22 protein-coding genes are annotated in these 23,867 nt (G+C 67.6%); 5 read left to right on the top strand and 17 right to left on the bottom strand.

Annotated features, from left to right (window positions below; all coding sequences use genetic code 11):
- Positions 1–36 precede the first annotated feature (36 nt).
- Both LO55_RS19215 and LO55_RS19210 read left to right on the top strand, forming a co-directional pair.
- Positions 37–3,573: a hybrid sensor histidine kinase/response regulator gene (locus LO55_RS19215; protein WP_071362709.1), complete on the top strand. Its 3,537-nt coding sequence runs from the start codon at positions 37–39 to the stop codon at positions 3,571–3,573.
- Positions 3,570–4,493: a diguanylate cyclase gene (locus LO55_RS19210; RefSeq protein ID WP_071362708.1), complete on the top strand. Its 924-nt coding sequence runs from the start codon at positions 3,570–3,572 to the stop codon at positions 4,491–4,493. Before LO55_RS19215 ends, LO55_RS19210 begins: the two co-directional genes overlap by 4 nt.
- A 3-nt stretch (positions 4,494–4,496) precedes the next feature.
- On the opposite strand, the gene LO55_RS19205 is transcribed toward LO55_RS19210, so the two are convergent.
- The 9 genes from LO55_RS19205 to LO55_RS19165 all read right to left on the bottom strand — a co-directional run bounded on the left by LO55_RS19205 (position 4,497) and on the right by LO55_RS19165 (position 11,255).
- Positions 4,497–5,105, bottom strand: coding sequence for a DedA family protein (locus tag LO55_RS19205; RefSeq protein WP_071362707.1), 609 nt, complete (start codon positions 5,103–5,105; stop codon positions 4,497–4,499).
- A gap of 16 nt (positions 5,106–5,121) precedes the next feature.
- The gene (locus tag LO55_RS19200; RefSeq protein ID WP_071362706.1) at positions 5,122–5,601 is read right to left on the bottom strand and encodes a helix-turn-helix domain-containing protein; all 480 of its coding nucleotides are present in this window, start codon (positions 5,599–5,601) and stop codon (positions 5,122–5,124) included.
- 118 nt (positions 5,602–5,719) lie between these two features.
- Positions 5,720–6,184 carry a RidA family protein gene (locus LO55_RS19195; protein ID WP_071362705.1) on the bottom strand — a complete coding sequence of 155 codons (465 nt, stop codon included), beginning with the start codon at positions 6,182–6,184 and terminating at the stop codon, positions 5,720–5,722.
- Positions 6,185–6,314: 130 nt separating this feature from the next.
- Positions 6,315–6,947, bottom strand: a complete 633-nt coding sequence (locus LO55_RS19190) for a response regulator transcription factor (protein WP_005670682.1) — start codon at positions 6,945–6,947, stop codon at positions 6,315–6,317.
- A 64-nt stretch (positions 6,948–7,011) separates the two neighbouring features.
- Positions 7,012–7,572, bottom strand: coding sequence for a TMEM175 family protein (locus LO55_RS19185; protein ID WP_071362704.1), 561 nt, complete (start codon positions 7,570–7,572; stop codon positions 7,012–7,014).
- Positions 7,569–8,264 (bottom strand): YoaK family protein, encoded by a 696-nt coding sequence (locus tag LO55_RS19180; RefSeq protein WP_370659622.1) that lies wholly within the window; start codon positions 8,262–8,264, stop codon positions 7,569–7,571. The genes LO55_RS19185 and LO55_RS19180 overlap by 4 nt, the downstream gene beginning before the upstream one ends.
- A 2-nt stretch (positions 8,265–8,266) precedes the next feature.
- Positions 8,267–10,153: an amidohydrolase gene (locus LO55_RS19175; protein ID WP_071362702.1), complete on the bottom strand. Its 1,887-nt coding sequence runs from the start codon at positions 10,151–10,153 to the stop codon at positions 8,267–8,269.
- A 108-nt stretch (positions 10,154–10,261) separates the two neighbouring features.
- Positions 10,262–10,948 carry a hydrolase gene (locus LO55_RS19170; RefSeq protein WP_071363873.1) on the bottom strand — a complete coding sequence of 229 codons (687 nt, stop codon included), beginning with the start codon at positions 10,946–10,948 and terminating at the stop codon, positions 10,262–10,264.
- A gap of 34 nt (positions 10,949–10,982) precedes the next feature.
- Positions 10,983–11,255: a XapX domain-containing protein gene (locus tag LO55_RS19165; protein ID WP_143054675.1), complete on the bottom strand. Its 273-nt coding sequence runs from the start codon at positions 11,253–11,255 to the stop codon at positions 10,983–10,985.
- Positions 11,256–11,417: 162 nt separating this feature from the next.
- Between LO55_RS19165 and LO55_RS19160 the strand changes: the two genes are divergently transcribed.
- Positions 11,418–12,350, top strand: a complete 933-nt coding sequence (locus LO55_RS19160; RefSeq protein WP_005670667.1) for a LysR substrate-binding domain-containing protein — start codon at positions 11,418–11,420, stop codon at positions 12,348–12,350.
- On the opposite strand, the gene LO55_RS19155 is transcribed toward LO55_RS19160, so the two are convergent.
- The 7 genes from LO55_RS19155 to LO55_RS19125 all read right to left on the bottom strand — a co-directional run bounded on the left by LO55_RS19155 (position 12,347) and on the right by LO55_RS19125 (position 19,947).
- Positions 12,347–12,742: an OsmC family protein gene (locus LO55_RS19155; RefSeq protein WP_071362701.1), complete on the bottom strand. Its 396-nt coding sequence runs from the start codon at positions 12,740–12,742 to the stop codon at positions 12,347–12,349. The two genes, LO55_RS19160 and LO55_RS19155, sit on opposite strands and share 4 nt — an antisense overlap.
- 68 nt (positions 12,743–12,810) lie before the next feature.
- Complete coding sequence (locus LO55_RS19150) at positions 12,811–13,512, bottom strand: pirin family protein (RefSeq protein WP_071362700.1); 702 nt, start codon at positions 13,510–13,512, stop codon at positions 12,811–12,813.
- A 225-nt stretch (positions 13,513–13,737) separates the two neighbouring features.
- The gene (locus LO55_RS19145) at positions 13,738–16,218 is read right to left on the bottom strand and encodes a TonB-dependent receptor plug domain-containing protein (RefSeq protein ID WP_071362699.1); all 2,481 of its coding nucleotides are present in this window, start codon (positions 16,216–16,218) and stop codon (positions 13,738–13,740) included.
- A 62-nt stretch (positions 16,219–16,280) separates the two neighbouring features.
- On the bottom strand, positions 16,281–16,805 hold the full coding sequence (locus LO55_RS19140) for a RidA family protein (protein ID WP_071362698.1): 525 nt from the start codon (positions 16,803–16,805) through the stop codon (positions 16,281–16,283).
- A 30-nt stretch (positions 16,806–16,835) separates the two neighbouring features.
- Positions 16,836–17,246 carry a c-type cytochrome gene (locus LO55_RS19135; RefSeq protein ID WP_083415430.1) on the bottom strand — a complete coding sequence of 137 codons (411 nt, stop codon included), beginning with the start codon at positions 17,244–17,246 and terminating at the stop codon, positions 16,836–16,838.
- Positions 17,243–18,829: a flavin monoamine oxidase family protein gene (locus tag LO55_RS19130; protein ID WP_071362697.1), complete on the bottom strand. Its 1,587-nt coding sequence runs from the start codon at positions 18,827–18,829 to the stop codon at positions 17,243–17,245. The genes LO55_RS19135 and LO55_RS19130 overlap by 4 nt, the downstream gene beginning before the upstream one ends.
- A gap of 395 nt (positions 18,830–19,224) precedes the next feature.
- Positions 19,225–19,947, bottom strand: coding sequence for a hypothetical protein (locus LO55_RS19125; RefSeq protein WP_071362696.1), 723 nt, complete (start codon positions 19,945–19,947; stop codon positions 19,225–19,227).
- Positions 19,948–20,128: 181 nt separating this feature from the next.
- Here LO55_RS19125 and LO55_RS19120 point away from each other — a divergent pair, with 181 nt between their 5' ends.
- Entirely contained in the window at positions 20,129–21,094 is a 966-nt protein-coding gene (locus LO55_RS19120; protein WP_071362695.1) for an IS1595 family transposase, read from the top strand.
- A gap of 36 nt (positions 21,095–21,130) precedes the next feature.
- On the opposite strand, the gene LO55_RS19115 is transcribed toward LO55_RS19120, so the two are convergent.
- Complete coding sequence (locus tag LO55_RS19115) at positions 21,131–21,442, bottom strand: c-type cytochrome (protein WP_005670663.1); 312 nt, start codon at positions 21,440–21,442, stop codon at positions 21,131–21,133.
- Positions 21,443–21,713: 271 nt separating this feature from the next.
- On the opposite strand from LO55_RS19115, the gene LO55_RS19110 reads away from it, so the two are divergent.
- The gene (locus LO55_RS19110) at positions 21,714–23,858 is read left to right on the top strand and encodes a TonB-dependent receptor domain-containing protein (protein ID WP_071362694.1); all 2,145 of its coding nucleotides are present in this window, start codon (positions 21,714–21,716) and stop codon (positions 23,856–23,858) included.
- Positions 23,859–23,867 lie beyond the last annotated feature (9 nt).

The raw sequence follows: 23,867 nt of genomic DNA, 5'->3' as shown, positions 1-23,867 counted from the left end.
CCGGGCGGTTCGCCCGCCGCCTCTACCGAAAGATTCATGGCCTCCACGTCATCCGCCGCACATCGCCCGGTCCCTGGCGCCTTCCCGCGCCTGGCGTTGACGCTCGCGCTCTTGCTCGCCCTCCTGGTGCTCTGCGCGCGGCCGGCGCAGGCGGCGCCGCTGCAACTGGCGCGCGACGCCCAGGTGATCGAGGCCTGGGCCGCCGTGACCGTCCTGCACGACCCGGACAGCCGCCTGGACGCGGCGGCCGCGCTGGCGGCGCCGCAGCGCTTCGAGCGGCCGCGCACCGCCCATGCCAGCCTGGGCATGCTGCCCGGGACCACCTGGCTGCGCATCCCGGTGACGGTGCCGCAGGACGCCACCAATGGCTGGGTGCTGCAGGTCGACTACGCGCTGCTCGACGAACTGGACGTCTACCTGGCCCGCCCGGAAGGCCTGGAAAAGGTCGCCAGCCTGGGCCGCATGCAGGCGCCATCCGGCGAATCGCTCGCCGGCCGGGTGCCCGGCGCCCTGCTGCGCCTCACACCGGGCAACGACTACACGGTCTTGTTGCGCGTGCGCTCGGTGGGCCCCAAGATCCTGCCGATCACCTTCATGCAGCCGCACGCCGTGCTGCCCGAGGCGCTGGGCGAGCAGATCCTGCAAGGACTGCTGCTTGGCCTGCGCATCACCCTGTTCCTGTACGCGATCGGCCAATGGATCACGCTGCGCGACCACCTGTTCGGCAAGTACGCGCTGCTGGCGGCCGGGGTCACCGTGTACTCGGCCGCCTGGTTCGGCATCGCCGGCCAGTACGTCTGGCCCGGCAACGCCTGGCTGCTCGAACACGGGGCCGGCCTCGCCTCGATCCTGGCCTCATGCGGCGCCTACCTGTTCGTCGAGCAGTCGCTGGCCCGCCCCGGGCGCGACCGCATCTTCAGTCTGCTGATGAAGACGCTGGCGGCGCTGTGCGTGGTGACGGCGCTCGGCTTCGGCTTCGGCCTGATCAGCCATCGCTACCTGGTCATGATCGTCGGCACGCTCGGCATCATGCCGATGCTGCTCGGCCTGCCCGGCGCCTTCCGCCGCGCCCGTTCCGGCGACATGGTCGGCACCTATTTCCTGATCGGCTGGGCCGGCGCCTTCGCCTGCGCGCTGATCACCGCCCAGCTGATCAACGGCAGGCTGCCGGCCAACTTCTGGACCATGCACGCGCTGGTGTTCGGCAGCACCTTCGACATGCTGGTGTTCATGCGCATCCTGGGCCTGCGCACCAAGGCGATCCAGGAAGCGATGCTGCGCGCCGAAGCCAGCACCCGCATGAAGTCCGAATTCCTGGCCAATATGAGCCATGAGATCCGCACCCCGATGAACGCCATCATCGGCATGAGCCGGCTGGCCCTGATGAGCGAGCCGGCGCCCGCCTTGCGCAACTACCTGGGCAAGATTCTCGGCGCGGGCGAGCACCTGATGGGCATCATCAACGATATCCTCGACTTCTCGCGCATCGAGGCCGGCAAACTGCACCTCGAGGAAGTGCAGTTCGACCTGGACGAGCTGCTCGAACACCTGTCCAGCCTGACCGCGGTGAAGGCCGAGGCCAAGGGCCTCGAACTCGTGTTCCGGGTCGGGCCGGGCGTGCCGACGCAACTGGTCGGCGACCCGCTGCGCCTGGGCCAGGTCCTGATCAACCTGACCGGCAACGCGGTCAAGTTCACCGAGCATGGCGAGATCGTGGTGGCGGTCGAAGCGGTCAAGACCGTGGCCGGACGCGTGACGCTGGCGTTCTCGGTCAGCGACACCGGCATCGGCATGACCGAGGAAGCCATCGGGCGCCTGTTCCAGTCGTTCAGCCAGGCCGACAGTTCCACCACCCGCAAGTATGGCGGCACCGGCCTCGGCCTGTCGATCTCGCGCCAGCTGGTGGAGCTCATGGGTGGCGACATCGCGGTGCGCAGCGCGCCGCGCAAGGGCAGCCGCTTCACCTTCAGCGTGCCGCTCGGGATCGCCGACGGCCAGGCGGCGGCCGCCTCCACCGTGTGCCAGGCCCTGCTGCAGGACGTGCGCGCGCTGGTGGTGGACGACAGCGCCAGCGCCCGCGGCGCGCTGTCCGAGATGCTGGCCGGCCTCGGCATGCGCGCCGACGCCGCGGCTTCGGGCGAGGATTGCCTGGCGTTGCTGGGCCGCGCCGAGGCCGCCGGCCAGCCCTACCAGGTCGTGCTGATGGACTACCTGATGCCGGGGCTGGACGGGATGGAGACGATCCGCCGCATCCGCCGCTGTGCGCAAGAACACGGGCACGACTGCCCGCCGCCCGCGATCCTGATGATCTCGGCCTGCACCCGCGAGACCGTGATGGAAGAGGAAGGCGAACTGCCGGTCGACGCCTTCCTGCACAAGCCGGTCGGTCCCGCCCTGCTCTATCACAGCCTGCTGCAAGCCCTGCACCCGCAGCTCGGCCCCTTCGAACCTATGGAAAAATATTTGCCGGCCATGGCCGACCTGCCGCGCCTGGACGGCGCCCGCATCCTGCTCGCCGAGGACAATGCCAACAACCGCGAGGTGGCGCTCGAATTCATGGCCGCCGCCCGCATGCAGGTGGACGTCGCCTTCAACGGCGTGGAGGCGGTGCGCATGGCGCGCGCCGGCGACTATGACCTGGTGCTGATGGACATCCAGATGCCCGAGATGGATGGCCTCACGGCCACCCGCGAGATCCGCCTCGACGCGCGCCTGCGCGAACTGCCGGTCGTGGCCATGACGGCGCATGCGCTGGCCAGCGACCGCGCATTGAGCCGGCTGGCCGGCATGAACGACCACGTGACCAAGCCGATCGATCCCGACCTGCTGTTCTGCACCCTGCTCAAGTGGATCGATCCGGTGCGCCTCGAGGGACGCCCGGCGCCCGAGGGGAGCCAGAGCGCCGCCGCGCCGCAGGCCGCGGGCCGGGACCCGGACCCCGCGGCGGCGGCGCTGCCGGCGGTGCCCGGCATCGACTGGCGACTGGCGCTGGACAAGGTCGACGGCCAGCGCCGCCGCCTGGAAAAGCGCGCCGGCAGCTTCGTGCGGGAATACGCCGCCGCGCCGCGCATCCTGCGCGATGCGCTGGCGGCGGGCGACCACCCGCGCCTGCAGGCGCTGGCGCACAACCTGAAGTCGAGCGCGGCCTACGTCGGCGCCTTCGAGCTGGCCGGCGCCGCCAGCCGGCTCGAGCAGGACCTGCGCGCCGGCCAGCTGGAACGGGTCGGCACCCAGGTGCCGGCGCTGGTGACGGCCGCCGAATCGGTGCTGGCGGGCCTGGCCCAGCTGGCCGCCGCCACCCTGCCGAAACCGAGCGATCCCGAGGCCCTGGCGGCCGTCATCGCGCGCCTCGACCGCCACCTGCGCAATGACGACGCGCGCGCCGAGGACGCGCTGGCGCAGCTCGAGGCCCTGCTCGCGGTCAGCGTCGACCCGAACCTGTACGACGCCGCGCTCGATGGCGTGCGGCGCGCGGTCGCCGATATCGAGTATGCTGCCGCGTTGGCGCCGCTGTCCGCGCTGGCGACGCAACTCGACCTCAGTCATAGCCTCAGCCTCGAAAGCAGCCGATGAACGTAGTGGAGACGCAGAAAGTCCTGGTGGCGGACGACGACGCCATCAACCGCGAAGTGCTGGGCGAATTGCTCAAGCCCGAATACACGGTGCTGCTGGCCCGTAACGGCGCCCAGACCCTGGAGCGCGCCGCGCGCCACCTGCCCGACCTGATCCTGCTGGACGTGATGATGCCCGACATGGACGGCTACGCGGTGCTGCGCAGCCTGCGCGACGACCCGCGCACGGCCCATATCTCGGTGATCTTCATTTCGGGCCTGGACCGCCCCGAAGACGAGGCCAACGGCCTCAAGATGGGCGCCTCGGACTACATCGTCAAGCCATTCAACCAGACCGTGGTGATGGCGCGCGTGGCGCTGCACCTGCAGGTGGTGCGCCAGCGCCGCATGCTGGAAAGGCTGGCGAACATCGACGGCCTGACCGAACTGGCCAACCGGCGCCGCTTCGACGAGATGTACAACCTCGAATGGCAGCGCGCGCGGCGCTCGAGCCGGCCGCTGTCGCTGGCCCTGCTCGACATCGACGCCTTCAAGCAGTTCAACGACCGCTACGGCCACCCGGCCGGCGACCGCGCGCTGCGCTCGGTGGCGCGGGTGGCCGGCGCCGCCATGCGCCGCCCGGGCGACCTGGCGGCGCGCTACGGCGGCGAGGAATTGCTGCTCCTGATGCCCGACACCGACGCGCTCGAGGCGCGCCGGATGGTGGAAGAAGTGCGCGAGGCGGTGGCCGCCCTGAACATCGCGCACGAGGCGTCGAGCGTGGCGCCGCTGCTGACGGTGAGCATCGGCGGCGCCACGCTCGATCCGGACAGCGACGAACAGCAAGCCGAGCTGTTCGAGGCGGCCGATGCCCAGCTGTACCGCGCCAAGCAGAACGGTCGCAACCAGGTCTGGTGGCGCGACGGCGGCGCCGCGGTCTGAAGATTACTGGGCCTTCGCCCGCTTCTTGAAGGTCGCCACGCGGTACAGGTACCAGCCGAGCAGGCCGATCAGGATCGCCTTCGACACCGGATCGACATACTGCGCCACCCGTTCGTACTGGCTTTCGAGCATATAGCCGGCGCCGGTCAGGATGCCGGTCCAGACCAGCGAGCCGACGGTCGAATACAGCAGGAACTGCCCCATCGGCATGCCGGCAAGGCCGGCCGGCACCGAGATCAGGGTGCGGATGGCCGGGATCAGGCGTCCGAACAGCACGACCTTGCGTCCATGTTTCTCGAATGACTCCATCGCATGCTCGATGTCGCCGTGGGTGACGGTCATCCAGCGCGCATGCTTGTCGGCGAATTTTTCCAGGCGCTCCTTGCCGTAGACCTTGCCGGCGTAATACCAGGGCAAAGCCCCGGCCACCGAGCCGGCGGTGCCGGCGATCAGCACGCCGATCACGTTCAGGTCGCCGCGCGCCGCCACGAAGCCGGCGAACGGCATGATCAGCTCGGACGGGATTGGCGGGAAGATGTTTTCCAGCGCCATCAAGGCGAATACGGCCAGATAGCCGCCGCTCTGCATGAACTCGGTAATGAAATCGAACACGGGGCACCCCCACTGGTTAGGCAGTCTCCACCATATCCAGTTCGTTCGTGCGCTTCTGTTCGCTTTCGTACGGATCGACGCCGACGCCCGGCCGGTGCAGGCAGCGCCAGACGTGGGGCGACAGGCCGATCACCTCGTGGATGGTGCGGGTGAAATGCGACTGGTCGCAGAAACCGTGGGCGTGGGCAATGGTCGTGAGCGGCGTGTCCGAGCTGACCATCGCCTCGCAGGCCGCCGCCAGCCGGCGCCGGATCACGTACATGCGCGGCGGCACGCCGACGCTGTGCTTGAAGGCGCGCGTGAAATGGCTGACGCTCAGGCCCAGTGTCGCCGCCAGGCTGGCCGTGCGCAGGGTGGCGCCCAGGTTGGCGTCGATGTAGTCAGTGATCCGCCTGACCTGCCAGCGCGGCAGGCCGCCGTGGCAGGGTTGGGCGGCTTGGCCCCCGGCGGCGGGCTGGAAAGAAAGGGCGACGGGGATCGATAGCGCGGTCTGCATGGTGCTCTCCAGGGTGGTCGTGTTCGAGACGATCTGGGCAGAATGTTGCCGCCCGCTGGAGATGTTGCACAGACAAGATAGGGCCCCCGCCTACCCCCACTAAAGTGGGGGGGCGGGTTCAGGCCGCGCCGGCGTCCGGGAGTACCGCTCGGAAGGTTACCTCAATCAGTTGTGGCGGCAATGCAAGGCGGGTAACGCCGATGAGATTGCTCGCGCATTGTGGTTGGTCCATGCCGTAGAATTCTTTCCTGACCTTGCCTGCCACGGCAAAGGCAGCGTCGACGTCCAGCACGTACAGCGTTTCCTCGACGACGTCGTCGAGAGTCGCGCCAAATCGGGCCAGCAGGTCGACCACATTGCGGTAGGTCTGGCGCATCTGTTCTTCCATGCCGCCGAAGTCAGTTGGCCGGCCCTGGGCGTCGAGCGGCGCAGGCGCGACCAGTTGGCCGTCCTTGTCGTGCCCCAGCTGGCCGGACAGGTAGACCACGTCCTTGACCTGCACCGCCTGGCTGTAGCCGTAGATGGATTCCCATGGGACGCCATGATTGGCGGTTTTCTTGCTAAGCGTAGGGTTCTTGCTCATTCTGCGTGCTCCAGGTTCGTTATCGAAGTCGGTGTGCACACCGGGCAGTCCGGCGCCGCAACCGTCATCGATTCTGGCAAACGCAGTGCCCGGCCGTATTGCAGAAATCTGCTGTCGCGGTCAGTCCCGGTCAGATTTCGAGGAACCCGCGCTCGATGCCGATGGTCACCGCATGGGTGCGATTATTGGCGCCCAGCTTGTCCATGATGCTGCGCAGGTGGCCCTTGACCGTGTCCTCGGACAGGTTCAGGGCGGCCCCGATCTGCTTGTTGCCGTTGCCGCGGGCGATCAATTCGAGCACCTGCAGCTCGCGCACCGTCAGGCTTTCCTGGCCCAGGTGGCGCGCCAGCTCGCCGGCGATCTCGGACGGGATGTAGCGGTGGCCGGCGGCCAGCATGCGGATCGCGTCGGTCAGTTCCTTGCGCAGGGAGCTCTTGAGAAGGTAGCCCTGGGCGCCGCTTTTGATGGCCTGCATGGCGCGGGCGTCGCCGCGGAAGGTGGTCAGGATGGCCAGGCAGGCCTGGGGGAATTCGGCGCGGATCGCGGCAATCGCATCCATGCCGTTCAGGTGCGGCATCTGCAGGTCGATCAGGGTGACGTCGGGCCGCAGCTTGCGGTAAAGCGCGACGGCCTCCAGGCCGTCGGCCGCCTCGCCCGCCACCCGCATGTCGGGCTGGCTGGAGATCACCGCCGCGATCCCCTCACGCATCAGGGGATGGTCGTCGGCGATCAGGACGTCGATGGTGCGCTGTTGACTGTTCACGGTGCTCCTCTTCTTGTTCTTGGCTGGCGACGGCATCATGCCAGCGCCGCCACGCGGCGTCCAGTCAGGACTGCCCGCGTTCGATCCGGTTCGGCACCAGCCACAGCGCCGCCAGCAGCACGTGGATCACCGCCGCCAGCGGCGGGTGCCACAGCGCCACCACCACCGCCAGCGCGTACATGGCCAGCGACAGCCGGTTCTTGGCGTTCTGCCAGGTGTGGGCGTGATCCAGGCCGGCCAGCGTCCCCAGGCGCCACGACAGCAGCATGAACGACACCGAGCACAGGAACAGCACCACGCCGTACAGGGCCACCGGCGCCGGGGCCGTCGGGTGTTCGGCCACCCAGGCGGTCACGAACGGGATCAGCGACATCCAGAACAGCAGGTGCAGGTTGGCCCACAGCGTCGCCCAGTCGACCCGTTCCACGCGCTCGAACAGCGCATGGTGGTTGACCCAGTAGATGCCGACGTAGACGAAACTCAGGGCATAGCGCAACCAGCCCGGCACGACCGCCAGCATGTCGCCGATGGCCGTGCCGTGCGGGGGCGTCAGCTCCAGCACCATGATGGTGAGGATGACGGCGATCACGCCGTCGCTGAACGCCTCCAGGCGGGTCTTGGTCATGCCGTTGCCCGAGCGCCGTCCAGGCCGGGCCGCAGCAGGTGCAGGCACAGGATCGCCACCGGCACGATCAGCGCCACGAAGCCGGCCGCCAGGAACAGGAAGGCGCCCGCCGCGCAGCCGATCGCGAAGCCGAACAGCGGCCAGAAGAACTTGCTGCAGCGCGCCGTGGTGGCGGCGTCGCCGGCGCCGCGCAGCTGGTCGACGGTATCGATCACCAACTGGGTCACGTTACCGGTCATCATCGAGGTCGGCGCCAGGTGGGCCAGCAGCAGCTTGCTGGCCGCGCTATGGGCGCCCATCGCCGCGGTGCCGAGCAGGCCGGCCGCCATGGCCAGCGCCGACATGTCGCGCGCCACCGGCTCGGACAGCATGCCGCAGGCCATGAAGCCGATCAGCAGGACCAGCTGCAGCAGGTACGAGGGCCGGTGCGCATCGACGCCGCGCCGCTCGCACGACGCCACCAGCAGGCGCGCCGCGGCGATGCCGAGGATGAAGGCCGGGAAGGCCAGGATCTTCAGCAGCGACGGAATGTTCGCCGGATCGGCCAGCGAAGCGCCGAGCAGCACGAAGTTGCCGGTGACGTGGGCCGTGAACAGGCCGAACAGGCCGATGAAGCCCAGGGTGTCGACATAGCCGCCGAGGAAGCCCATATTGAAACCCTGCAGGCGCGATGGAACTGGAGTAGCGGCCATCATCAGAACGCGAAGCAGCTGCAACCCAGCGCGCCCCAGAAGCCGCTGAAATCGGATACCGGCATGTTCGAACGGCGCGCGGTATCGTGGCTGTGGGCATGCACGCCGCATGGGCCGCTGCACTGGTGCGGCAGCGCCTTCTGCTGCGCCTGCGGCTCGACCTTCCTCCAATGGCCAGGCACCTTGCTCACCGGCGACCACTCGGGCAACACGGGAATTGGCGGCGGTCCGAGGCTGGTGAATTCGGCGGCGCCGTACACGATACGGCCGCCGACCACGGTCAGCACCGATTCGATCGCCTTGATCTCTTCGGCGTCGATGCTGAAGAAGTCCCGCGACAGCACGGCCAGGTCGGCCAGCATGCCTTCGCGGATGCGCCCCTTGCGCTCTTGCTCGCTGGAGAACCAGGCGCTGCCCGCGGTCCAGAGTTCCAGCGCGACCTGGCGCGGCAGGTGGCCGGCGCTGCCGTACAGCGGCAGGCCGCCGACGGTGCGTCCGGTCACCAGCCAGTACAGCGAGGTCCACGGGTTGTAGCTGGCCACGCGGGTGGCGTCGGTGCCGGCGCCGACCGGCACGCCGGTTTCCAGCATCTTCTTCACCGGCGGCGTCGCCTTGGCGGCGTCGGCGCCGTAACGGTCGACGAAATACTCGCCCTGGAACGCCATGCGGTGCTGGATCGCGATGCCGCCGCCGAGCGCGGCGACGCGGTCGATATTGCGCTGGGTGATGGTCTCGCAGTGGTCGAACATCCAGTGCAGGCCGTCGAACGGGATGTCGCGGTTGACCTTCTCGAACACGTCGAGCATGCGCGAGATCGATTCGTCATAGGTGGCATGCAGGCGGAACGGCCAGCGCTGGGCCACCAGGTGGCGCACCACGCGTTCCAGCTCGTCTTCCATGCCGGGATCGAGGTCGGGCCGCGGCTCCAGGAAATCCTCGAAGTCGGCCGCCGAGAACACCAGCATCTCGCCGGCGCCGTTGTGGCGGTAGTAGTCGCTGCCCTGCCCCGGCGTCACCATGCCGGTCCAGCGCTGGAAGTCTTCCAGTTCCTGGCCCTTGTTCTGGGTGAACAGGTTGTAGGCGATGCGGATGGTGAGCTGGCCGGCCTTGTCGAGTTCCTCGATGACGGCGTAGTCTTCGGGGTAGTTCTGGAAGCCGCCGCCGGCGTCGATCGCGCTGGTCAGGCCCAGGCGGTTCAGTTCGCGCATGAACTGACGGGTCGAGTTCAGCTGCAGGTCATAGGGCAGCTTGGGGCCCTTGGCCAGGGTGGCGTACAGGATCATCGCATTCGGACGCGCGATCAACATGCCGGTCGGGTTGCCGGCGCCATCGCGCACGATTTCGCCGCCCGGGGGATTCGGCGTGTCTTTCGTATAGCCGACCGCGCGCAGGGCCGCGCGATTGAGCAAGGCGCGATCGTACAGGTGCAGGATGAACACCGGCGTATCCGGCGCGGCGGCGTTGATTTCGTCGAGAGTCGGCATGCGGCGCTCGGCGAACTGGAATTCGTTCCAGCCGCCCACCACCCTTACCCATTGCGGATGCGGCGTGCGGTCGGCCTGTTCCTTCAGCATGCGCAGGGCGTCAGCCAGCGACGGCACGCCTTCCCAGCGCAGTTCGAGGTTGTAGTTGAGCCCCCCGCGGATCAGGTGCAGGTGCGAGTCGTTCAGGCCGGGCACCACGGTGCGGCCATTGAGGTCGATCACCTGGCTGCCGTCGCGGCGGTGGCGCATCACGTAGTCGGTGTCGCCCACGGCCAGGAAGCGGCCGTCCTGGATGGCGACCGCGCTGGCCTGGGGCTGTTCGCGGTCGATCGTGTTGAAGCAACCGTTGATCAGGATGAGCGGCGGGGTCGATTGCGCGCCCGCGCTGGACTGTGCTTGGTTCATGCGTGTACTCCAAATGTCGCCGGGCGCGACGCGTCCGGCGGGTTTGCGGCAACCGCCGCGCGCTTTGGAGGGCGTGCGGCGGCGAGAACTTCTATGCTTGCGTGCCGATCAACGGGCCGGGACGGGCGCCAGCACCTCGTGCGTGCCCTGGGCGCGCGCCGGCGCCTTGTGCACCATGGTGTAGGCGTAGTCGACGCCCATGCCGTAGGCGCCGGAGTGCTCGGTGACGATCTTCATCACCGCGTTGTAGGTGTCGCGGTGGGCCCAGTCGCGCTGCCACTCGAGCAGCACCTGCTGCCAGGTCACCGGCACCACGCCGGCCTGCACCATGCGCAGCATGGCCATGTCGTGGGCTTCCTTGCTGGTGCCGCCCGAGGCGTCCGACACCATGTAGATCTCGTACTCGCCTTCGAGCATCGCGCACAGGGCGAAGGTGGTGTTGCACACTTCGGTCCACAGGCCGGCCACGATGACCTTCTTGCGGCCGCTGGCCTTGAGCGCGTCGCGCACCTTCTGGTCGTCCCAGGAATTCATCGAGGTGCGCTCCAGGACCTGTTGGCCCGGGAACACGTCCAGCAGCTCGGGATAGGTGTTGCCGGAGAACGATTCGGTTTCGACCGTGGTGATCGTGGTCGGGATGTCGAACACCTTGGCCGCCTTGGCCAGGCCGACGACGTTGTTCTTCAGGGTCTGGCGGTCGATCGACTGCACGCCGAAGGCCATCTGCGGCTGGTGGTCGATGATGATCAGCTGCGAATTCTGCGGGGTCAGGACTTCGAGTTTTGGATTGCTCATGATGTTCTCCTTGTTGGTGATGAAACTTGACGGATCAGCCCTGGCGCCGGCCGTCATTGACGCCGGGTTCCGGCGCCTTGGCGGCGACGCCGGTGATCTTGGGCTTGCATTCGCTGGCGAACCAGCTGGCGGTGACCGGCGCGCCGTCCATCAGGCGCTTGGCCACCGGGACGATCTGTTCGCCGATCAGCATGCCCAGCAGGCCGACCAGCGCGATGGCGGGCGGCGCCGGCGAGCGTACGTTGATCAGGCCGTACAACAGGCCGGCCAGGATGCCGGCGCCCAGTGAAATCAGATACATGTTCAGCTCCTTGTCGCGGGTGACGCCGCACCGGCGCCCATTCATTCCAGTATCGTTAGACCATCGCCGCGGCGATAGAATCAGATTGCTATTTTCAGCAGCCGGGGGCTTGGTGCGGAGCGGGCCTTGGCGCTACCATGGCGCCATCACGCACCATGGGACAGACAATTGCTCAAGCTCAGCCTCGACGCCCTCCAGATCATCGAAACCATCGCCCGCCGCGGTTCCTTCGCCGGGGCCGCGAAAGAACTGTTCCGGGTGCCATCGACCATCTCCTACACCGTTTCCAAGCTCGAGGACGACCTGGGCGTGCGCCTGTTCGACCGCTTCGGCCCCAAGGTGACGCTCACCCCCGCCGGCCAGGAACTGCTCAAGGAAGGCCGCTACCTGCTGCGCGCCGCGGGCGACCTCGAATCGCGGGTGCGGCGCGTGGCCTCGGGCTGGGAGACCGAGATCGCCCTGGGCATGGATTCGGTGTTATCGAGCGGCGCCCTGCAGCCGGACATCGAAGCCTTCTATGGCGTGGCCGACCAGACCCGGCTGCGCATCGTGCGCGAGTCGCTGTCGGGCACCTGGGACGCCCTGCTCGACCGCCGCGTCGACCTGCTGGTGGGCGCCGCCGGCGAGGGCCCGTCGGGCGGCGGCTATACCGCCGAACCGCTCGGCACCAGCGCCTTCGTGTTCACCGTTGCCCCGCACCATCCGCTGGCGCGGCTCGCGCATCCGCTCGACAAGACCGACCTGCTGCCCTACCGGGCGATCTCGGTCTCGGACTCGGCGCGCGTGCTCGGCGCGCGCACCGTCGGCCTGCTGTTCGGGCAGGAGACGCTGGCGGTGCCCGATATGCGCACCAAATACGAGTTCCAGGTCCAGGGCCTCGGCTTCGGCTTCCTGCCCGAGGCATGGGCGCGACCGGCCATCGACCAGGGATTGCTGGTCGAAAAACAGGTGGTGGAACCGAAGGCCGACGAGACCTTCTATCTCGCCTGGCGCAGCGGCGAGGATGGCGCTGCGCTCAAGTGGTGGATCGAGCGCATGCGGACCGGCGCGACGTTTGCCCGCATGCTGCCCGACCCCTGCGCCGGGCCTGCGGGGGCTTAGTTTGTCGCTTGAACCGCGTCGGTGTGGATGTGGATCGTGCCGGACAGGGTCTTGTGGACCGGGCACTTGTTGGCGATGTCGAGCAGGCGCGCGCGTTCGTCCGCGCTCAGCTGGCCGACGAATTCGATGTGGCGGCGCAGCTCGTAGGCGCCGTCCTGCTGGCCATGGTCGATGGCGACCCGCACGTCGTCGAGTTGCATGCCCTTGCGTATGGCATACATCGTCACGGTCAGCGCGGTGCAGGCGGCCAGGGAGGCGGCCAGGAGATCGTGCGGCTCGGGACCGCTGGCGTCGCCGCCGAAGGCTTCGGGAGCGTCTGCGATTAGCTCGTGCTTGCCGATCCGGATCTTGTATTGCAGCTTGTCGTTGCCGCGAGTGGTCGTCACTTGCATGGTGGTCTCCTGTTATCGTGGTGTTCCCGGCGCCGCCCCGCTGGCGGGGCGGCGTATGACGCGGCTGCTTATTGCGGCAGGTCGAACAATAATACTTCGGCGCCGGCGGCCTGGGCCAGGGTCACGGCCTCTTCACCGGTCACCTTCAGCGCGTCGCCGCCTTCCAGGGAGATGCCATTGACCGTCAACTGCCCGCGCACCACGTGGACATAGGCCTGGCGGCCGGCGCCCAGGGCATGCTCGACCTGATCGTCGCCATCGAGGATGGTCGCATACAGGGCGGCATCCTGGCGAATCGAAACCGAGCCGTCGCGGCCGTCGGGCGATCCGATCAGGCGCAGCTTGCCGGTCTTGTCGGCGGTGTCGAAGTGCTTCTCTTCGTAGCGCGGCTCGGCGCCGCCCACGTTCGGCATGATCCAGATCTGCAGGAAGTGCACGCCCTCGGTTTTGGAGTGGTTGTACTCGCTGTGCACCACGCCCGAGCCCGCGCTCATGATCTGCACGTCGCCGTAGCGCAGCACCGAACCGTTGCCCATGCTGTCCTTGTGTTCCAGCGCGCCGTCGAGCACATAGGAGATGATCTCCATGTCGCGGTGGCCGTGCGAATCGAAACCGCGGCCGGGCTGCACCTTGTCCTCGTTGATGACGCGCAGCGGACCGAAGCCCATGTGCTTGGGATCGTGGTAGTGGCCGAAGGAGAAGGTGTGCTTCGAGTCCAGCCAGCCAAAGCTTGCGCCGCCGCGTTCATTGCTTTTACGTACGTTCAACATGGTGTCATCCTTTCGTGGTGGTGATCATCGATCCACTCGATCGCCAGGGCGGGGAATCCGCCGGCCGATCCGTCTTGTGTTCGATGCGATGGAGTCATTATGCTCGCGCCACGAGGACTTGAAAAACGGATAATTTCACAGCCTTTCATCGAAATTTTCGAACATGGGCTAGAAACCAGCGGATGGCGGCGTCCCCGCCGCCGTCCGCTGGTACATCTCTCTCTATCAGAACTTCAGGCTGGCGCGCGCATAGTAATAGCCGCCGTTGATGCCGAAGGGAGAGAACGCCGGGTAGATCGTCACCGCGCCGTTGTCCAGGTTGGCGCGCTGCTCGGCCAGCACCAGCGGATTGACCATGTCCGGGTACTCGTTGAACAGGTTGTTGGCGCCCAGCGACAGGGTCCACGCCTTGCTGAACTGGTAGCTCACCTCGAGGTCGGTCAAGAGCTTGGGCTTGATCCTGTTTTCATAGTAGACCGAGCCGTCCGACGAGAACTGTTCCGACGATTTGCCGAAGTAGTTCTCGCGCAGGTTGACGGTCCAGGCGCCCACCTTCCACAGCGCGCCCAGGTTCACCCGCATGCGCGGCGAGGCCGTCTCCAGGTGCGAGATCGCGGTTTCGTCGAGCAGGGTCTGCGGCTGCAGCTGGGGCGGCGCCTGGTTGATCTTGATGACCTCGACGTGGTTGTAGTTGGCTGCGGCCGACCAGTCGACCCGCCCGTAGCTGCCGTAGTTGCTGCTCATGGTGGCCACCGCCTCCATGCCGCGGCTGCGCGTATTGACCGCGTTGGAGAAGATGTTGATCCCGGTCTGGACCACGGTCGGGTCGAGCACGTTGCCGTTGGCGAGGATCGCCGCGGTCACCGCCGGCGCATTGACCGCGCCGCCCGAGCCGTACAGCGCGCCGCTGCCGACGATGCGGTCGCGGATCGTGATCTGGTAGGCGTCGAGCGTGATCGCCACGCCGGGGCGCGGGTTGAGCACCAGGCCGGCGCTGATATTGGTCGAGGCTTCGGGCTTGAGGCCGTCGATGCCCACCAGCCGCGCGCCCGGCGAATTCGGCGCCAGTTGCACGAAGGCGCTGCGCGGCGAGACGTTGGTGGCCGAATAGTAGGACTCGGCCAGCGTCGGCGCGCGGAAGCCGTTGCTGTAGGTCGCGCGCAGCGCCACCGCCGGCGAAAAGTCGTAGCGGCTGGTCAGCTTGCCGACCTTGGCGTTGCCGAAGTCGCTGAAGCGCTCGTAGCGGCCGGCGATGTCCACCGTCCAGCCGGGCAACGGCTGGACCGCGAGGTTGACGTAGGCGGCCTTGTTGTTGCGGCTGTGGCTGCCGGCGTCGGTGAGCGAGAAGCCCGGATACGACTGCGAACCTTCCTTGTAGCGCGAGGCGGCGTCGCCGGCCACGATCTCGTAGGTGTCGCGCCGGTGTTCGAGGCCCAGCGCCAGCGTCAGCGGCGTGGCCCAGCCGACGTCGAACTCGCGGCTCAGGTCGAAGTTGTTGGCCCACTGGCTGGCGCGGAACTCGCCGGCCTTGAACTCGAGCGGCGTGGCGCCGGTGTCGGTGTACAGCGAGACGTTGGCCGAATTGGCCACGCCGAGCTTGGCCACGTCCTTGCCGTAGGTGCTCGACAGGTCCCAGTTCCAGGTTCCGAACAGCCGGCCCTTGACGCCGAGGGTGAAGGCGTAATCTTCCTCGTCGAAGGTCTCTTGCGGGCTGAAGCCGAAGGGATAGATCTGCGGCAGCCGGTCCGGCATGCGGTAGTTCTCCCAGGCCCGCGCTTCCTTCTTGCCATAGGTCGCGAAGCTGTACAGCGAGGTGTCGCTGCCGAAGTCGACCCCGAAGTTGGCGGCGGCGATGTGCTGGCGATACTGGGCGTCGCCCTGGATCTTGTTCAGGTAGGGGTAGCCGGGCGCGTCGACCAGCGCCGGCATGGCGGCCACGGTGGCCGGGTCGACCACGCGCGGATCGATGCCGCCGCGGTTCGAGAAGCCGTGATACTTGGTCTCGGCGGTCAGGCTCAGGAAGGCGTCGGCGAACGGGGTCAGACCGATATTGGCCATGCCGTCGCCGGTATGGCCGCCGCCGTCCATATAGCCGCCGCCGTTGACGTTCGCGCTGCCGCCGCGGCTGTTCGACTTGAGGATGATGTTGATCACACCGGCGATGGCGTCGGTGCCGTACTGCGCGGCGGCGCCGTCCTGCAGCACCTCGATGCGGTCGATTGCCGCCACCGGAATGTAGTTCAGGTCGGCCGCCGCCCCGCCCTGGTAAGGGCCGCCCAGCACCGCCAGGTTGGCGGTGCCGTGACGCCGCTTGCCGTTGACCAGCACCAGCGTGTTGTTCGGGCTCAGGCCGCGCAGGCGCGCCGACAGCGTCATGTTCGCCATGTCGCTGCCGAAGGCCTGGGCGTTGAGCGAAGGCAGGTTCTGCGACAGCGCCTGGATCAGGTCGGGCTGGCCGGTGCGGCCCAGCGAAGCCGCGTCCAGCACCTGGATCGGCGAGGCGCTGTTCTCGACCGTGAGGCCGGCGGCGCGGGTGCCGGTGACGATCACCACGCCGCTGTTGGCAACGCCCGAGGCGGCGGCATCGAGCGCGGGCGCGTTGTCTTCGTCGCGCCCGGCGTCCGGGCCGGGTTCGGCGGCGGCGTGGACGCAGATGCCGCAGGTGAGCAGGCCGGCGATGCCGGTATGAAGAAAGCCCTTGACCATGTGTTTCCCCTAGTTGGAATTGTTAGACGAGAACAGCCTTGCTTGCTTCCCGATTTGCTTGCCTACTTCTTCGCGGCGACCACTTCGATCTCCACCAGCCAGCCCGGATTGCTCAGGGCCGCCACCTGCATCACCGCGCGCGCCGGCAGATTCGGCTGGGCGCCGCCGAAGAACTGGGTGTAGCCGGCCATGAAGCCGGCGACATCGGCGCGGCCGCCGTGCTCCGGATCGCCCACCAAAAACACCTGCATCTTGACCACGTCGCCCATGCCCAGGCCCATGCCTTGCAGGATGTCGCGGATGCGCTGCAGCACGCCGACCGTCTGGGTGCGCGTATCGCCGAAAGCCGCGATGGTGTTCGGATCGCGCTCCTTGTGCACGATCGGCGGCACCTGGCCGCTGATGAAGTGGATGGTGGCGTTGCCCGGCACGCTCACGGCCTGGGCGATCGGGAAATCGGAGTTCGGGATCTTGTGGCGGACGATGTCCTGGGCGCCGGCCGCGGCCGGCAGCAAGGACAGCAACAATGGAAGCAGGAGCGGCGAGGTGGCGAGTCGTATGGCGGAACGGCGGTCGACTATCTTCATGGGCAAGCCTTTCGTGGCGGGTGGAAACGTTCAATGCTTGTTGCCGAAACGGTTGCGGCTGGCGGGCGGCAGTTGCAGTGACAGGCGCTGCGCCCCGACCTCGGTATCCGTGACCGGGGCGGCGCGGTTGCCCCAGCTGGCGCGGACATAGCTCAGCACCGCCGCGATGTCGGCGTCATCGAGACTGCCGCTGAAGTCGGGCATGCCGCCGCGGCCCTTGAGCAGCACCTCGGCCGCCTCGGCCGGCGCGCCGATGGCCAGCGGACTGCCGGCCAGCGCCGGGAAGGCGCCGGGGATGCCGCGTCCGTCGGCCTGGTGGCAGGCCGCGCAGTTCTTCGCGAACAGGGTCTTGCCGTCGGCGGGCGCCGGCGCCGTCTGGGCCAAGGCCGCGCCCGCGCACAGCCAGGCGGCCAGCGCCCATTGATTGAGCATGGGCTTCATGCGCTCGCCCTCCGGTGCAACCGCTCGATCTGCTGCCAGGCCGATTCGATGGCCCCGGCCTGCCAGCCGGTGAGGTAGCTCAGGTGTTCGCCGGCGAGCTGCACCCTGCCCTCGCCCTCGAGCAGCAGCGGATAGGCGCTGCGCCGCGCCGCCTCGTTCCATTCGGCCCAGCCGCCCAGGCTGTACTGCACCCGGTGCCAGGCCACCGAGAAGGCGTTCTCGTAGGCGCTGCGATAGGCGGGAAAGATCTTCTCGCCGGCCGCCAGCGCGAACTCGGCGCGCTGCGCGGGAGTCAGCGCGCTGACTTCGATGGCGTCGAGCGCATAGTTGTAGTAGCCGAGCACCACGCCCTTGCGCTGCTGCCAGCCGCTCGACGGCAGCGAGATCGTGTTGATGCCCTTCAGATCGGTGAGCACGTGGCCGCCGTAGATGTGATCGTCCTCTTCCCAGAAGCGGCGCCCCATCTGCAGGCCGATCTTGCCGACCGGGGCATAGGGCACCGCCTTGAGCGCCGTCTTGAAGCCGTCCGAGAAATCGGTGTCGATCATGCGCAGCACCGACAGCGGCAGCGTGCACAGGCAATAGTCGGCCTTCAGGCTCGAGGCCCGGCCGCTGGCGGTGTCGTGCAGGTCGATGGTGACGCCGGCCGCGTCCTGGCGGATGCGCCGCACCTCGGCGCCGTAGCGGATCGTGTCGCCCAGGCGTTTGGCGAAGGCTTGCGGGATCCGGTCCATGCCGCCGACCGGCTGGAACATGGTCGCGTGCATCGGAAACTCCTGCACCGCGCTGTACACCTTGCCCACCTTGGCCGCGAGCAGGTCGCCGAAGGCCAGCGGGTCGGACGGCGTGCCGGCGCCCGGCACCAGGCCGGCGCCGGGATTGGTCGCGTAGCCGCGCCCGCTGCGGCCCTTGTAGGCCAGGTCGCCCGCGCCGAGCGCGCCTTCGCGCGCCAGGTAGTCGAGCAGCAGCATCTGGTCCTCGCTGCTCAGCCGAACGTCGAGCTGGCGCGACTGGACCGACTTGGCCAGCAATTCGGCGACGTGGCCGCGCATGTCGGCCTTGATCTGCGCGCCGCGCAGGCGCCGTTTCGACAAGGGCCCGCCCTCTTCCAGGTAGACCCAGGCGTGGTCGTTCTCGTTCACCATCACTTCGAGCGGCACCGCGAATTCGCGGGCGTAATGCAGGGTGGACTGGTGGTCGAGCGGGATGCGCCACGGTCCGTGATTGATGTAGTGGCCGCGGTCGAAGCGGCACTGTTGTTCTTCGCCGCCGAGCTCGCGCAGCGTGAAACCACGGCGCGCCGTCTGGCAGCGTCCGCCGGCGTAGGGGCGCGCCTCGAGCACCTGCACCCGGTAACCAAGCTTGCGCAACTCGTAGGCCGCGCTCAGGCCGGCCAGCCCGGCGCCGAGGACCGCGACCTTGATGCCCTTGCCGCTCCCCGTGAGCGGCGGCGGCGCCGTCACTTTCGAGGCGATGCCCATGCCCCACGCATTCATCGACTTCAACAACAGCGCCGAGCCGCCAACGGCGGCCGCGCGGTACAGGAAAGCACGCCGGGTCAGCGGCGACGTCACAACGCTCATCCACACCTCCACATGTCATTGTCAGGAACTCGGACAAGTGACCTCACAGCAATCGCTATGCCACCAGAGGGGGAATTTCGCGCTATAAAATCCAGACAAAATAGAGATTATTTAACCACGGCCCGAATGTCAGTCGGTTGTAAGCCAATTTATGCATACAGAATTTGGCTTGATCGGTGTCACATTCGTATGTACAAGGGTTGTAAGGGCGGCATGTCTTGTGACGGCGCAAACAGTATTTACATTTACCAGCGCCGACAGCGGTGCAGGCCGGATACCGCGGGCATCAACCGCCCCGGCGTCCGCCGACACGGCCATGCACCGCGGTGGCGTCAGGCCGCACCTTATTGGGATGTGGAAATAATCGATGCACCGTGCCGGGCGGCGGCAGCCCGTCAGGCTGGCGGCAGCAGGCCGTCGCGCACGATCCAGTAGCTGAATTGGCCGTAGCTCGGGATGGCGCCGGGCGCGGCATCGCCGAAGTGCTCGGTCAGCATCTGGCGATAGGCCGCGGCCGGCGAGAACCTGCGGTGCGTCGCCGCGTAGCGCGCCACCGCGTCCCGGAACAGCGCGCGCAGCGCGGCGTCGATGTTCGCGCCCGTTACAGCGCCCTTGCGCGGCCGGCCGCGCTTGACGCCCGCGCGTACCTCGCGCGTCTTGCCGCGCGCGCCGGAGTTGGCGTAATCGGGCAGCAGCGCATCGATGGTCTGGCCCCGTTCCCAATAGCGGCGCAGGTAGCGCATGATGCTGGCGGGCGCGATGCCGTGCTGAACACTGCATGCCGCCAGCATGGCGGCGCGCTCGCGCGGCAGGTACAGCGCCGGGAGGTCGAGGTGCAGCGCGCGCACCACGTCCCAGGCCTTCAGCTGCCGGCGCCGCTGGCTGTCGGACGGCGCCGCCGGCGGGCTGGCGGCGCGCCAGGGATCGGGCAGCAGCAGGCGCGCGCGCCGCTCGCGCACCGCCGCGTACAGGACGCGCAGGGACACCGGCCGGGGCACGGCCCCCGGACTGCCCAGCGCATAGGTATAGGCCTGGATGCCGGCCGGGTCGATCCACAGGATACGGAGCGGCCGGCCGGGAGCGTCCAGGTACTCGATGACGTCGTTGGGGAGGAACATGGACGGGTCCCGTCGTTCAGGTGCCTCGCCCGTATGCAAGGACCGCGCCAGTGGCGCGGTCGCGGTGGCGGCGCCGGACGGCGCCGCCGGTCGGTCATTTCGGCGCTGTTCGCGTTATTTCAGCGAACCTTCCTGGCCCAGCCCGGTCTCAGCACTGTCGAGTCATCCCGAAGAGGCGGCTATGGACAGTCTGGATTTCGATACCTTGTTTGCCGCCTTGCGCGGCGTCTCGCTGGACCTTCAAGAACGCTCACGATTACGTGCCTGGCTGGCTACGGTCGACGACGCAGCAGACGCCGTGGCTGACTGCATCGCGCTCATCGAACAGGCGGCCATCGGAAAATGCTGTCCTCGCTGTGGCGGCGCACGTTCCCACCGCTGTGGGCAAGCCAGTGGCCTGCAGCGCTGGCGCTGCCTGGCTTGCGGGCGCAGCTACAACGCCCTGAGCGGGACCCCGCTCGCACACCTGCGCAAGAAAGAACATTGGCTCGATTACCTGCAGTGCCTGCTCGATTCACGCACCGTGCGCGCCAGCGCCGATGCCGTCCAGGTGCACCGTACCACCAGTTTTCGCTGGCGTCACCGGATGGTGGCCGGGTTCATCCATGAGCGCGCGGCGCGCCTGGGTGGCGTGGTTGAAGCGGACGAGACCTATCTATTGGAGTCGCAAAAAGGGTCGCGCAAGCTGACCAGGCCGCCACGGCAGAGGGGTGGCGTGGCTCGCCACCGCGGCGTCGGCCGCGACCATGACTGCCTGCTGGTCGCTTGCGAGCGCGACGGCCCGACGCTGGATTTCCATTGCGGGCGCGGGCCGGTCTCGCTCGCCGAACTCGACCAGTGCCTGGGGCCGGTGCTGGCGCCGGACGCCTGGCTGATCAGCGACGGCGCCGCCGCTTATCGTGCATTTGCCAAGCATCATGGCATCCGCCACGAAGCCATCAACCTGCGCGCTGGCGAACGGGCGCGCGGTGCGGTCCACCTGAACCATATGAATGGCTGGCATAGCCGCTTCAAGCGCTGGCTAGCGCGTTTCAACGGCGTCGCCAGCCGGTATCTGGCCCACTACTCGGGCTGGCGGCGAGTGCTCGACGTGGGCAGCCCGGCCACGCCGCATCAATTACTGAAGGCCGCCGTCAAGGCGGACTGATCCGCGCCGCATGCCGAAATAACGCGAACAGCGCCGTCATTTCTGCGCCAGGATCCACTTGGCCAGCGTCTTTGCCTCGGCATCGCTGACCTGCGGGTTGGCCGGCATCGGAATCGGGCCCCAGGTGCCGCTGCTGCCCTTCTGGATCTTCAGCGCCAGGCGCGCTTCGGCGCCGGCATCCTTCGCATACTTGGCGGCGACGTCCTTGTACGAAGGGCCGACGAGCTTGCTCGCGACGGTGTGGCAGGCCATGCAGGCCTTGGCCTTGGCCAGGTCGGCGCTGGCGTGGGCCGAAGGGATGGCGGCGGCGGCGGCAAGGCTCGCGGCCAGGATCATGGTCTTTTTCATGTGTACTCCTCGATGGGCTGTAATGACAATGGGGCGCTGTGGCCGGGGACCGACAGCCTCGTCCCTGGCGCACCCGGCATGATAGCCGACAACAGGTCTTCATTGCGACCACCGGCAGAGATAGCCCTATCTGACTTCCTCATCCATCCGGCATGGTTAAAAATAAGAATGGGAATGATTCTTATTTGTGTTTAGAATGTTGCCGGCCTGACCTCTTTACATATCTTTACACCTGTAAATACACGCTCTTAACTACAACTACGGATAAATGATGCCTACCCCAACCCTTCACGCCCCGCTGCTGCGCCGTTCGCTCCTGAGCCTCGCCATCGGCGCCCTGCCCTTCGCCGCGCATGCCAATGCGGTCCCGGCCGACATGGCGACCGTCGTCGTCTCGGCCTCGGGCTTCGAGCAGACCATCCGCGAAGCGCCGGCCTCGATCACCGTGCTGACCCGCGAACAGCTCGAGCAGGAACGCTTCGGCAACCTGGCCCAGGCCCTGGAGAGCGTGGAAGGCATCGACGTCGCCGCCGCCGGCGACAAGACCGGCGGCTTGAACATCAGCGTGCGCGGCATGCCGAGCGACTACACCCTGATCCTGATCGACGGCCGGCGCCAGAACGCGGCCGGCAACGTGACCCCGAACGGTTTCGGCGGCACCTCGACCAGCTTCATGCCGCCGGTCAGCGCGATCGAACGCATCGAGATCATCCGCGGTCCGATGTCGACCCTGTACGGCTCGGATGCGATGGGCGGCGTCATCAATATCATCACGCGCAAGGTCGGCAAGCAGTGGGGCGGCACGGTGTCGGCCGACTACACCCTGCAGGAGGAATCCAGGTTCGGCGACGTCAAGGGCGCCAAGTTCTACCTCAACGGTCCGATCGCCAGCGACGTGCTGGGCCTGGCGCTGCGCGGCAGCGTTCTACGCCGCGACGAAGCGACGCTCAGCTACGACAACCAGAACGGCGAAGTGAACCTGAACATGGGTTCCAACCCGGTCAAGGCCGAGGTCGACAACGTCGGCGCGCGGCTGGCGTTCACGCCCAACCGTTACCACGAATTCACCCTGGACGCCGACCGCACCCGCCAGACCTACGACAATTCGCGCGGCCAGGTCGGCACCCAGAGCGTGCAGGGCGGCTACGGCCCCGAACAGAAGTACAACCGCGACCAGGCGACCCTGGCCTACAAGGCGCGCCTGCCGTTCGGCACTTGGGACAGCAGCTATATGGTCAACCAGACCGAAACCATCGGCCGCACCATCCCGCCCGGCACCCCGGGCATGGTGGCGGGCAGCGCGCGCACGCTGGAAGTCGAAAGCAAGGTGTTCGACACCAAGCTGATGGTCCCATGGGGAAATCACCTGACCACCATCGGCGCCCAGCACTGGGATGCCGAGATGATCGACGGCGTCGCGCCCGAAGCATTCGCTTTCACCCAAAAGGCGCTGTTCCTCGAAGACGAATGGCGCTTCCATGAGCGCCTGGCCCTGACCCTCGGCGCGCGCTACGACGACCACAGCATCTTCGGCGGCCAGACCAGTCCGCGCGCCTACCTGGTGTGGACGGCGTCGCCGCGCTGGACCTTCAAGGGCGGCATCAGCAAGGGTTACAAGACGCCGCGCGTCGAGCAGCTCTCGCCCGGCATCAACGGCTTCGGCGGCCAGGGCACGATTCCCCTGGTCGGCAGCCCGAACCTGAAACCCGAGACCAGCGTGACCACTGAACTCGGCGCCTATTTCGACAATGGCGCCGGCTGGACCGCCAACGCGACCGTGTTCAACAACGAGTTCGAGGACAAGATCACCAGCGGCACCGGCCTGCTGAACTGTTCCTACCGCCTGGCGCCCAACCGCCCGGGTTGCGTCAGCTTCGGCAACTGGCCGAACGTCGATGCCTTCGGCCAGTCGATCAACGTCGACGAGGCGGTGACGCGCGGGCTGGAACTGGCCACCCGCTTCCCCATCGCCGCCGGCTGGGCCGCGAGCGCGAACTATACCTATACCGAGAGCGAGCAGAAAAGCGGCGCCAGCGCCGGCAAGCCGCTGTCCGACACGCCCGAGCACGCGTTCAATGCGCGCCTGACCTGGGACATCACGCAGCAATGGAACACATGGCTGCGCGCCGAGTACCGCAGCGAGCGCTATCGCGACCCGGGCACCTCGGCCGCCACCCGCGCCGCCAAGGCGACGCTGGGAGACTACAAGGCCTACGGCATGCTGCACCTGGGCACCGCCTACCAGCTCAGCCCGACCATCTCGATCAATGCCGCGATCTACAACCTGCTCAACAAGGACTTCGTCGACTACCGCCCTTACCAGTCGTCGCCGACCGCGGCGCCGACCTACAGCAGCGTGTACGTCAACAATATGGATGGCCGGCGCCTGTGGGTGTCGATGAACGTCGACTTCTGACGCACACCG

It is taken from the genome of Massilia timonae (assembly GCF_001866515.1).
Lineage (GTDB): Bacteria > Pseudomonadota > Gammaproteobacteria > Burkholderiales > Burkholderiaceae_D > Telluria > Telluria timonae.
This window is presented reverse-complemented; position numbering and strand designations above follow the sequence as displayed.